The sequence below is a fragment of the bacterium genome (assembly GCA_023150945.1).
GTDB lineage: Bacteria > Zhuqueibacterota > Zhuqueibacteria > Zhuqueibacterales > Zhuqueibacteraceae > Coneutiohabitans.
The window spans coordinates 1-12200 of the sequence record JAKLJX010000008.1 but is presented as its reverse complement, the minus strand read 5'-3'; the positions used below and the strand labels follow the sequence as shown (position 1 = coordinate 12200).

The 12200-nt window shown below is 59.3% G+C and carries 8 protein-coding genes; all 8 read left to right on the top strand.

The window, feature by feature from the left end; translation table 11 throughout:
* The first annotated feature begins 658 nt into the window (after positions 1–658).
* The 8 genes from L6R21_12400 (at position 659) to L6R21_12365 (ending at position 11616) form a co-directional block, all read left to right on the top strand.
* On the top strand, positions 659–1231 hold the full coding sequence (locus tag L6R21_12400; GenBank protein ID MCK6559988.1) for a DUF4287 domain-containing protein: 573 nt from the start codon (positions 659–661) through the stop codon (positions 1229–1231).
* A 937-nt stretch (positions 1232–2168) separates the two neighbouring features.
* On the top strand, positions 2169–2729 hold the full coding sequence (locus L6R21_12395; protein ID MCK6559987.1) for a hypothetical protein: 561 nt from the start codon (positions 2169–2171) through the stop codon (positions 2727–2729).
* A gap of 60 nt (positions 2730–2789) precedes the next feature.
* The gene (locus L6R21_12390) at positions 2790–3383 is read left to right on the top strand and encodes a c-type cytochrome (protein ID MCK6559986.1); all 594 of its coding nucleotides are present in this window, start codon (positions 2790–2792) and stop codon (positions 3381–3383) included.
* 486 nt (positions 3384–3869) lie between these two features.
* The gene (locus L6R21_12385; GenBank protein MCK6559985.1) at positions 3870–4766 is read left to right on the top strand and encodes a hypothetical protein; all 897 of its coding nucleotides are present in this window, start codon (positions 3870–3872) and stop codon (positions 4764–4766) included.
* 42 nt (positions 4767–4808) lie between these two features.
* Positions 4809–6071, top strand: a complete 1263-nt coding sequence (locus tag L6R21_12380; protein MCK6559984.1) for a T9SS type A sorting domain-containing protein — start codon at positions 4809–4811, stop codon at positions 6069–6071.
* Between the two features lie 586 nt (positions 6072–6657).
* Positions 6658–6876: a DUF2892 domain-containing protein gene (locus L6R21_12375; GenBank protein MCK6559983.1), complete on the top strand. Its 219-nt coding sequence runs from the start codon at positions 6658–6660 to the stop codon at positions 6874–6876.
* A gap of 25 nt (positions 6877–6901) precedes the next feature.
* Complete coding sequence (nifJ, locus tag L6R21_12370) at positions 6902–10486, top strand: pyruvate:ferredoxin (flavodoxin) oxidoreductase (GenBank protein MCK6559982.1); 3585 nt, start codon at positions 6902–6904, stop codon at positions 10484–10486.
* A 116-nt stretch (positions 10487–10602) separates the two neighbouring features.
* Positions 10603–11616, top strand: coding sequence for a dihydroorotate dehydrogenase-like protein (locus tag L6R21_12365; protein MCK6559981.1), 1014 nt, complete (start codon positions 10603–10605; stop codon positions 11614–11616).
* Positions 11617–12200 lie beyond the last annotated feature (584 nt).

Here is a 12200-nt window from a genome sequence, read left to right as displayed (position 1 = left end):
ACAAACTTTCTGCTCCTCAAGCGAGAAAAGTGCTTCGCATCCCAAGCGCCTTGGCGGTTTTCTTTGTCTATGATTCAGGCCTAAATGGCTACGCCAGATTTCAGACAAGCTGAAATCTGAAGCCGCGGACAGCAATAAGCCCGATTCATACACTGTTGTCTCGCACGACGTATCCACCAGCGCTGTCATCCAGTAAGGATCCTGTGAGGATTGAGGCACACTGCCGTGTCATTCACCTCAAAGGCTCACCGCGAAGATCGCGAAGAAGGACGCTCTTGATTTTGAAACTTCGCACTCTCCGTGTCTCCGCGCTGCAAGCGGTCGCTTTGTGGGCAAGAATCTTTCAGAATTTTATTCTGACTTTGCGCGCCTCATGGCATAATCCGTCAGGAAGACCACGAAGTCACCAAGTTCGCAGAGATCAAGAGTTCATTTGTTGGCTTGCCCGGCAGTTGGTGCTCAGATACTCTCAAAGTTCGATACTGAATCAAATCGAATCATTCTCACGCTGCCAAAACTCTCTGCGGCTACTTTGCGCCCTGCGCGGCTGCGCAGTTCCCGGTTTGTGAATCGATCAGGCTAAAGACATGGGCGGAAACGCTTAATAGATTTGAAAACGGTCTTTTGCTTTTCCCAATCCTTTTCAAGGAGAGCCCTCATGAGTATCGTCGACAAGGCTTTGGAAACCCAACTCAAGAACATTCAAACCAAAACCGGCAAGACGCTGAGCCAGCTCTACGCGCTCCTCAAAAAAAGCGGCCTGACGAAGCACGGCGAAATGCGCGATCTGCTCAAGCAAGATCTCGGCATGGGCCATGGCGATGCCAACACCGTCGTGCATTTGTACATGAAATCCACGCAGCCCGCCGCGCCAGCGAGCAGCGCTTCGCCTGGCGCAGCGATAGACGCCATCTATTCCGGCGCCAAGGCGCATTTTCGCCCCATTCATGACAAGCTGATGGCGGCGATCAGCAAATTCGGCGAGTTCGAAATCGCGCCAAAGAAGGCGTATGTCAGCCTGCGGCGCAAGAAGCAGTTCGTCATGCTCGGCCCGGCCACCAACACGCGCTTCGAAGTCGGCTTGAACATGAAGGGCGTCAAAGCTACGGCGCGCCTGCTGGCGCTGCCGCCGGGTGGTATGTGTCAATACAAAGTCAATCTCACCGAGGCCAGGGAAGTTGACCAGGAATTGCTTGGCTGGATCAAGCAGGCTTATGAGAGCGCTGGTTGAGCGTATTGGCGGGCGATCGTTAGTGCTGCAACGTTAAGGACATTCTGTCTTCTTCAAAGGGGCCGCTGGACCCCAACCGGGTTGCATGTAGTAGCCCACGGGCAGCACGCTGGGAACCGATAGAACCCAACGTACCTGGCCAACAAGGGGAGGCCTTCCTGACGTAGTATTATGGCGCTCCGTTAGGGATTGGTGATATCGCATGATTGCCGGCTTTCCAGGGCGTTGCCCTTCGCTTCTACATTTCGCCTCCGTGGGGCTGTTTGTCTGTGCCTTGAATTCGACCTAACGTTGTAGTCCGTTTCTGTCCGAAAGTGTTCCAACCTCGGCTGCGCCAAGGATGCTGAAACTTGGCGGCAACGGCCAAGCCGTTGCAGGAGCATTTTCCCAAACAGAAATCGCTAACAGCTCACCGCCGCGCCGCGGGGTTCGCGGAGCAAGCAGGCGCAGTTTCACTTCGCGTTTGCGCGGCGCGGCAGCGCAGCTTGGAGTGTCACCCGCACAAGATCAAGTCGTGAATCGGATTTGCCCGGCGAATGGGGACAGCCGGTGACCGCAACCAACCGACCTTGCCGCGCATGACTCTGTGAAGTCATTGCCCGCGCGCAATGGCCCCATTTCCTCGTGGTTTTCATCGAACCTTCCCTCAACAAAAACACCCCGCGAAAATTCTCGTTCATTTCATCGAAGAATCTGCGTCAAAATCCGCCGGTGCACTGGCGCTGGGCGCATGGCCGTAATTCTTTTGTTTGCTGATTCTTAGCCCCGCCATTTTCCCCCGCTGCGGCTTTGGCATCTCCCTTGAATGACCGGTTGGCGAAGTCAATCACGCAGACTGGCAAAGGCCTCTGCGTGCGCAACCGCGAAAATTCTCAAACAGCACGGCCGCGCCGCCCAGTGAAGGCGCCTCCGTGAATCTCAAGAAAAGGAACATGCCATGAAGAAAGCAATCGCCCTCTTGATCATCGGAATCAGCCTCGCGCCGGTGCTGGCTGGCGGCAAGCAACCCGCCACGGCTGCTGCCGGAGTGACGGAAAGCAGCGGGCCGGCCAACTCGCGACTTGAGGTGCCGGCCGCGTTGGTGGGCCGGTGGAGCAACGGCTCCATCACTGCCGCGAATTTCTACAATTCCGAGGCGCAGCAATGGCGTGCGCCCAAGGGCACCGGTTTGTTTCTGGCCGTGCAAGCGGATGGCAGGTATGCGCTGGGCGGCGGCGAGTGCGTCGGCGCCGGCGAGGAGGCCATCACCTATTTCTTCTATCAAGAAGGAACGATCATCGCCGGCGAATCACAAATCGTGCTCAATCCCTTCACCGGCACGGACTACACGCAATGCGGCGGCATCGCTGCGCGCGAAGAGCAGTGGCTGGCAGCGGAGAATGAACTGCAACCCTCGTCGTTCCGGTTCCAGATCGTTGCCGAGGCCTCGGGCAAAGCCACGCTGGTGTTGATCAACGAGCAGGGCGAGCAGGTCAGCTTGCGGCAGAGCGCGGAGTAGGTTTGCCTCGCGAGAAAATTTCTCTACACCATACTTCCAATGAAACCAACGGAGAGTGTTATGAAAAAAAATCTTCTCATAGCGGTTGCGGCTGTGCTGGCGGCGCAGTTCATGGGCTGCGAAAGCAAGCCGCAGGAAGTGAACCAGGCGAAAATCGATCTGGTGGCGCGCGGCAAGTATCTGGTGAACACCGGCCTCTGCCATGATTGCCATTCGCCGAAAGTGTTCACTGCGCACGGCGAGCCGATACCGGATTCGACGCGGCTGCTCGCCGGCCATCCGGCCGAGTTGCCTTATCCCAACTGGACGCCGGCAGATTTGCAGAAGCGCAATTTCATCACGGCCGCCAGTCCCATGCTCACGGCGTGGGCCGGCCCCTGGGGCGTGAGCTTCGCCGCCAATCTCACGCCGGACACCAGCACCGGCATCGGCGAATGGACGGAGGAATCCTTCATCCGCACGTTGCGCAGCGGCAAACATCAAGGCTATCCCAATGGCCGCGATATTCTGCCGCCGATGCCGTGGCAGTTTATCGGGCAAAAGAGCGACGAGGATCTCAAGGCCATTTGGGCGTACCTGCGCAGCCTGCCGCCGGTGAAAAACCAAGTGCCGTTTCCGGTGCCGCCCGGCCAGGAGGTGTCGATGGCGAAGTGAGGCAGCCAGGCAGGTCGGCACAAGATCGCGACCTGATGCGGCAACGCCCTCGCCAGTTTGCAGTAACGCCTTTTCGACAGGGTTGACTGGATGAGCAGGATTCCTGCTCCAGCCAACCCTGTCTTTTTTTGAGGGAAAGGGTATGCCAGATTTTGGACAAGTTGAAACGCGAAGCCCTACGGGTAGTAACGAACCTTTCAGACTTGGAACACCGAAAAGTCAACCGCGGAACCGCGGATACGCCGAAAACGCAGAGAGAGGCTTTTGGGGGTTTGAGACTCTGCGCTCACGGCGTCTCGGCGGTGCAAATGCTTGCTTTGGGGAAAGAGTCTTTCATAATCTTACTCTGACTTTGCGCGCCTGATGGCCTGAAACTCCGGCAGAGCGCCGCAGATTTCGGCTGCAATAGTCCATTTGATCGAGTAACTTGCCTGCGAGGAAAACCGTATCTGTGCCGTGTTTTTCATGATTGAAAGGAGAGAACAGATGCGCAAACCATTTTCGTTTCAAGCAGTTGCGTTCCTCGGTGCCGTGGCGTTCAGCATGCTGCTGGCGGGTTCGTCGAGCGCCAGCATGCCGGCTGCCGGCCGCACTGATCGTTTGAAGGGAGCGCCCTTCTACAAGCTCTACAACAAGAAAGCTGCCGTGGCCAATGCGGCCAGCGGCCATTTTGCGGTTGGCATTGACCAGACCTCGGCGGCAGAGTTTTCATTCGCTGGACGCGAGCAAGCACTGCAACCTCTGGTCGCGGCCATGAATGCTTATTTGGACAGCCTGGGTTGGAGCAAGCCGCTGGCCGGTGAGGCGCTGCCGGAGAAAGGCGCGCCTTATGTCTATGTCGGCAGTGCCGAGGGCGAGGCCGCACCGCCGGCTGCCGCGATGCAGCGCCAGGAGCATGACAAGTATCCGCCGATGGTGATCGACATTCAAAATCCCTCTGCGGCGTGGCGCGCGCAGTTGCCGGAGTTGGCAGGCGGGCAGCAGGTCGATTATGTTCTCTGGCTCAAACTCGGATTCAGCGAGTATCCCAAATCCGACAAAGGCATGTTTGGGAAGAAGGTGGTGCTGGGCACGGGCTATGAGGAAAGCGTCAAGTTCCTGAGCGCGGAGGACAAGCCGCTGGAGGTGCTGCAGGTCACCGGCATCTTGCTGGACCGCGAGGGCAAAGTGGTGGCGGCGGGCGCGGAGGGCATTATCGCCAAAGACACACCGTTTTGGGCCCAGGTGTTGGAAGTGAAGGAGGGCAGCAGCAACGCGGCGCTGCAGCAACTGGTGCATGCCGAGCGCCGCACCGACTTGGCCGGCCAGCCTTTGAAGTGGCAGGCCGCGCTGCACAATCTCATGGCGCACTTGCTGGCGCAGCCCGGCCGGCTGATGAAATAAGATCAAGCAACCGGAGATCGCAAAAACATAGGAGCAGAGGGGATGCAACGAAATCGTTTGAGTATTTTGCTCGGCGCACTGCTGGCCGCGAGCGTGGCGCAGGCGCAATGGCAACCGGTGCCATCGCCATCTGACCGCGTCTTTACTTTTGCGCTGAGCGGCACACGGCTTTTTGCCGGCAGTGAAGACAGTGGCTTGTGGCTCAGCACCAATGGTGGCGCGAGTTTTCAGGCCTATCCCACCGGCCTGCCGGAGATGGCCTATGACATCCGGGCGTTGGAAGTCCGGCAGGACACATTGTGGGCCGCCATTCTTGGCGGCGGTGTGTGCCGCAGCGTTGACGGCGGTACGATCTGGATCAGCTTCAACGAGGGTTTTGAAACCCAGGCCTTTGCCGCCGGCGTCGTCGTGATGGGCGACACCGTGTATGCCGCCATCGAATGGGCGCCGGGGTTGCAGCCGAGCGGTGTTTACAAAACTGCCGTGCAGCAGGCGAACTGGCGGCGCAGCGGCACAGGATTTCCAACCGGGCTTTCGGGGATCACTGCGGTGGCCGTGACGGAATCAGGCGTCATGTTGGTGGGCGCGACGCTGGGCGGCAGCAGCGGCCATTTGCAGGTCAGCTTGGATCGCGGCGCAACCTGGCAAAATCGCAGCCTTGCGGGTGTGCAGGGCGTGCTGTCGCTGGCCGTGGCGGGTGAGACCATCTACGCCGGCACCACTTCCGGACTTTACGTCTCGCTTGATTCCGCCAAGACCTGGCAGAGCGTGGGCACGGAATTGCAGAATGCCGTGGTGGATGATTTGTTGTTGTTCAACCAAACGCTTTATGCCGCGGTGGATGGCGTGGGCGTGGTTGCCTCTGCGAACGGCGGCGCGAGTTGGAACGTGCTCACCGGCAATCTGCCGATCAGCGGCGATTTCGTGAGCGCGATTTTCATTCATCAAGGCAGGCTGTTTGCCGGCCTTTCAGCCAGCCACGGCGTTTGGAGCCGGCCGCTGCCTGCGACCGGCGTGGATGACGGCGCGCAGATGCCGGGCGCGATCACGTTGCTGCGGAACTATCCCAATCCTTTCAATCCCGCCACCACCATCTCATTCCAGTTGGCGCAGCCCGCGGCGGTGACACTGAAGGTCTACAATCTGCTCGGCAGGGAAGTGGCGACGTTGGTGAATCGCGAGCTTAAGCCTGCCGGCGCCAATGCCGTGGCATTCGAGGCGCGGGGCCTGGCCAGCGGCGTCTATTTCTACCGCTTGACGGCCGGCAGCCAGACCAAAACGCAACGCATGGTGCTGGCGCGCTAGATTTGCGTCCGTCCCCAATCGCGAGCTTATAGAAAATGTTCCTGCACCGGCCGGGCGGTTGCGTCAGAATCCTTCGAGTCGCTGCGATACTCGAAGTTTGCCGACCTCGGCTCAGCCGAGGCCGGAACGTTTTCGGACAGACCCTTCACCAACCAGATCAGATGCACAAGTAAGAACCGGCGCCCGGCCGGTTGCTTCGTTTCTGGACGATCACAAAAAAGCTCCGACGGTTTTCCCTGCCTGCATTCGTCTGCATGACTCTCCTCGCAACTGCTGCCGTAGGCCTTGCTCCGGCAGTCTGTCAATTTTGCGAAAACCTCCTGCATATTTTCCCAAAGTAAAGAAACTAATGAAGTTCTGCCCTGCCGTTCAATCCGGGTCAATCCATGAAATTACAGCAGGCTAGGGCGGATTTCGGCGGCTGGGATTCATTTGGCACTTGAGATGCTATCATTCAAGCGGCGGCGGCAAATTCTTTTCAAGAAAAAAGGAGTTGCGGCTTGCGTTTTCAAACAATGAATTCCAGCAACCTTACCGGTTGACTGCACGGCCAACCGGTTGCTGTTCAAACACAAGGAGGTTTGTCATGACAGCAAACGTCGGAGGGTTGGACCGCAGCGTGCGGCTGGTGATTGGCATTGCCTTGCTGATGCTGGGCGCGTTCGGCGTGCTCAAGGGAGTGGCTGCGCTGCTCGGCTATGTCGTCGCGGCGATTGCTCTGGTGACTGCCTTCATCCGCTTTTGCCCGTTGTGGGCGGTTTGCAGGATCGACACAACCACAACGGTTGCGAACAAATCGAACTAATCATTCCACTATTTGAAGCAGCGACATGAAAACCAAAACGTTCATAACGATCGACGGCAATGAGGCCGTGGCGCACGTGGCGTTCCGCGTGAGCGAAGTCATTGCGATCTATCCCATCACCCCATCCTCGCCCATGGGCGAATTTGCCGACGCGTGGGCCTCGGAGCGCACGCCCAACTTGTGGGGCATCGTGCCTTCGGTGGTCGAGATGCAGAGCGAGGGCGGCGCGGCCGGCGCGGTACACGGCGCATTGCAAGCCGGCGCCCTGACGACGACCTTCACTTCTTCGCAGGGCCTGATGCTGATGATTCCCAACATGTACAAAATCGCCGGTGAGCTGACCTCGGCGGTTTTTCACGTGGCGGCGCGCACGGTGGCGGCACAGGCGCTTTCCATTTTTGGCGATCACAGCGACGTGATGGCCGCGCGCGCCACCGGGTTCGCGCTGTTGGGCGCGGCCTCGGTGCAGGAGGCGATGGATTTCGCCTTGCTCAGCCAGGCGGCCACGCTCAAGACGCGCATTCCCTTCATCCACTTCTTTGACGGCTTCCGCACTTCGCACGAGGTGTCGAAGATCGAGCTGCTCCCCGATGAGGTGATGCGTGCCATGATCGATGAGGAATTGATCCTGGCGCATCGCAACCGCGCCTTGTCGCCGGATCATCCGGTGTTGCGCGGCACCGCGCAGAATCCCGATATCTTCTTTCAGGCGCGTGAGACGGTCAATCCCTACTATCTCGCCTGCCCGGCGGCGGTGCAGGAGGTGATGGATCGCTTTGCGCGGCTCACCGGCCGGCAATACCGGCTGTTCGAATACTATGGTGCGCCCAAAGCCGAGCGCGTGATCATTCTCATGGGCTCGGGTTGCGAAACGGCGCATGAAACGGTGGACGATCTCAATGCGCGCGGCGAGAATGTCGGCGTTCTGAAGGTGCGGCTTTACCGGCCGTTCGACGTGCGGAGCTTCCTGGCTGCGTTGCCGGCGTCGGTCAAGGCGCTGGCGGTGTTGGATCGCACCAAGGAGCCGGGCAGCGCGGGCGAGCCGCTCTATCTCGATTGCGTCAACGCGCTGCACGAGGGCATCGATCAAGGCTGGTGGCAGAGTATGCCCAAAATCATCGGCGGGCGTTACGGCTTGTCCTCCAAGGAATTCACCCCCGCCATGGTGAAGGCCGTGTTCGATCATCTCACGGACAGCACGCGCAAGAATCATTTCACGCTCGGCATCCAGGACGATGTGACGCACACCAGTCTGCCGTATGACCCGGCGTTCTCCACCGAGCCGGACAGCGTGATTCGCGCGCTGTTTTACGGCCTGGGCTCGGACGGCACCGTGGGCGCGAATAAGAACTCGATCAAGATCATCGGTGAGAACACCGACAATTATGCGCAAGGCTACTTTGTCTATGATTCCAAGAAGGCCGGCGCGGTGACGGTTTCGCATTTGCGCTTCGGCCCGCAGCCGATTCGTTCCACCTATCTGGTGTCGCGGCCCAATTTTGTGGCCTGTCACCAGCCGGTGTTTTTGGAGCGCTACGACATGCTGGCGGGTCTGGTCGAGGGCGGCACCTTCCTGCTCAACATCGCTCATGGCCCGGAGGAGGTGTGGGGCCACTTGCCGCGCAAGATGCAGGAGGAGATTCTCCAGAAGAAGCTGAAATTCTACGTCATCGACGCCACCAAAGTCGCGCGCGAAAGCGGCATGGGCGGCCGCATCAACACCGTGATGCAGGTGTGCTTCTTCGCGCTTTCCGGCGTGCTGCCGAAAGAAGAGGCCATTGCCGCCATCAAACAGTCCGTGGTGGAGACTTACGGCAAGAAGGGCGAGGAGATCGTCCGCATCAATCTTGCCGCGGTCGATCGCACGCTGGCGCATTTGTTCGAAGTGAAGATTCCCGCCGGCCTCAACGGCAGCCTCACCATCCCGCCGCCGCCCATCGAGCAGGCGGATCCATTTGTGCGCGACGTGCTCGGCACGATCATCGCCGGCCGCGGCGACGAGTTGCCGGTGAGCGCCATGCCGGTGGACGGCACGTTTCCGACGGGCACGGCAAAATGGGAAAAGCGCAATCTTGCGCTGGAGATTCCAGTGTGGGAGCCGGACATCTGCATTCAGTGCGGCAAATGCGCGATGGTTTGCCCGCATGCCGTGATTCGCATCAAGGTTTTCGAAGAAAAGCAGCTCGCCAATGCGCCCGCCACCTTCAAGGCTTGTGACGCGCGCGACCGCGAGTGGCAGGGACTGAAATACTCGATTCAGGTGGCACCGGAGGATTGCACCGGTTGCGCCCTGTGCGTGGACGTGTGTCCGGCCAAGAAGAAATCCGAAACGCGCATCAAGGCGATCAACATGCGGCCGCAACCGCCGCTGCGCGAACCGGAAAGCAAGAACTGGGAGTTCTTCCTGACCATCCCGGAGATGGATCGCCGCCAGGTCAAGGTCAGCACGATTCGCCAGCAGCAGGTGCAAGAGCCGCTGTTTGAGTTTTCCGGTGCCTGCGCCGGTTGCGGCGAGACGCCCTACGTCAAACTGGTGACGCAATTGTTCGGCGATCGCGCTTTGGTCGCCAATGCCACTGGCTGTTCGTCGATCTATGGCGCCAACCTGCCCACCACGCCGTGGACGAAGAACGCCGAGGGCCGCGGCCCGGCCTGGTCCAATTCCCTGTTCGAAGACAACGCCGAGTTTGGCCTGGGCTTCCGCCTGGCGATCGACAAGCAAAAGGAGATGGCCGCGCAACTGCTGCATGATCTCTCCGCCGCGGTGGGCGAGGATCTCGTCAATGCCATTCTGGCTGCGCCGCAAAAGGACGAGGCCGACATTTACGAGCAGCGCATGCGCGTCGATCTGCTCAAGAAGATACTGCAGCGTTTGGAGACACCCGAGGCGAAACGGCTGCTGACGCTCGCCGACATGCTGGTGCGCAAAAGCGTGTGGATCATGGGCGGCGACGGCTGGGCTTATGACATCGGTTTCGGCGGGTTGGATCACGTGCTCGCCAGCGGCCGCGACGTCAACGTGCTCGTGCTCGATACCGAAGTTTATTCGAACACCGGCGGGCAAATGTCGAAAGCCACGCCGCGCGGCGCAGTGGCCAAGTTCGCGGCGGGCGGCAAGCCGGCGGCGAAAAAAGACCTCGGTCTGATTGCCATGACCTACGGCAACGTTTACGTGGCGCGCGTGGCCATGGGCGCGAAAGACGAACACACGCTCAAGGCGTTCCTCGAAGCGGAAGCGTATGAAGGGCCGTCGCTGATCATCGCCTACAGCCATTGCATCGCGCACGGCATCAACATGGCGACGGCGATGCAGAATCAAAAAGCGGCGGTGGATTCGGGCCAGTGGCCGTTGTATCGCTACCATCCCGACCGCGCCCGGCATGGCGAGAATCCGTTCGTGCTCGATTCTTCCGCGCCCAAGCTGCCGGTGGAAAAATTTCTCTACATGGAGAACCGTTTCAAGATGTTGACCAAAAGCAAGCCGGAAGACGCCAAGCGCATGCTCAAGGAAGCGCAGGAGGATGTCCATACGCGCTGGAAACTCTATGAGTATCTGGCGGCGCGCCCCACCGGCAACGGCAAAGCCAAAGGTGAAGAGGGGAAGGCGTGAGTGGCTGCGGGTGACGGAACCGGCGGCCCCGCGGCCCGCACCGTCATCCGGCCGGCGCCACGCTGGAGAACCTCTTTTTTCGCGCTTGTTTCGCTAACGCTACGGAGAACGATGACATGGATTTGACGACAACCTATCTCGGCATGAAACTGCGCACGCCGTTGGTGCCTTCCGCTTCGCCGCTGTCCGAGGAGATCAGCAGCCTCGAGCGCATGCAGGAGGCAGGCGCGGCCGCAGTCGTGCTGTATTCCCTCTTTGAAGAGCAATTGCGCCTGGAAACCTACGAACTCAATCATCACCTCACTTATGGCACGGAGAGTTTTCCCGAGGCGCTCACGTATTTCCCCCAGCCGCAGGAATTCCATCTCGGGCCGGACGGTTACCTCGAGCATATTCGCCGCGCCAAGCAGGCAGTCGATATACCCATCATCGCCAGCCTGAACGGTTCCACGGTCGGCGGCTGGATCGACTTTGCCCGGCTGATCGAACAGGCGGGCGCCGACGCGCTGGAATTGAACGTCTATCACATTCCCACCGACCTCGAACTCAGCGGCGCAGAAATCGAACAGCGCTATCTGGACGTGCTCAAGGCGGTGAAGGCCGCGGTGAAGATTCCGGTGGCCATCAAGCTCAGCCCGTTCTTCAGCAATCTTGCCAACATGGCGCATCGCTTTGACGCGGCGGGCGCGAACGGGCTGGTGCTGTTCAATCGCTTTTATCAACCGGACATTGATCTTGAAAGTCTGGAAGTCCGGCCCAATGTCCTGCTCAGCACGCCGCAGGCCTTGCGCCTGCCGCTGACCTGGATCGGCATTCTCTTCGGCCGCCTGAAGGCTGATCTCGCGGCAACCAGCGGGATTCATGATGCCCCGGACGTGGTGAAGATGCTGATGGTGGGCGCCAACGTGACAATGATGGCCGCGGCGCTGCTGCGCTATGGTGTCGATCATCTGCGCCGCGTCGAGCAAAACCTGGTGCGCTGGATGGAGGAGAACGAATACGAGTCCGTCCAGCAAATGCAGGGCAGCATGAGCCAGATCAACAGCGCGGATCCTTCCGCATTCGAACGCGCGCAATACATGAAAGCGCTGAAGAGCTTCAGGCCGGAAGCGTATCACGCCGCGCTGTGAGGCGGTAGCCCGGGGAGAGACCGACCGGCAAGAAGGAGGAGAGGCTGTTGCCCGCAGCGCGGAGGTGTTGCGCGCAGGCTGCCGCTCCCCCCAATCGCCGGTGCGACGGCGCACACCTGCACGTGCGCCGTTTTTGTTCGCACTTCAAGAATTCGGAATCGTTTTCGCAGAGATGAGAATTGCCGGAAAACAGGCACCGTCAACGCTGCCGTGGCAGGGGGTTAATTCCAGGAAAATCATATTACCAATTCCACGGTCGATGGCATAGGATTTGAAAGAACGATGTTCCCCTATTGGCGTCTGAAGTGAATCGTCAGACGCCGTCGCCAGAATCGCAGCAATGCGGAACAACCTCCGGCTGGGGAAAGAGAACTGTTGCGGATTGCGGCGATCGGCGTTGAGGCTGGCGGCACAGGAAGGTCTTGATTTTTACAGATACTCTTGCTTCCTTGTGCCGGCAACTCATGTGAAGTCGAGAGATTCGATTTGTTTGTAGCGCTGTGACGAACTTATTGAGTTTTGCATAAGTAATAGGAAATTGACAGTTTTTTGATTATATTAAGAGGCATGAGACCTTATGGAGC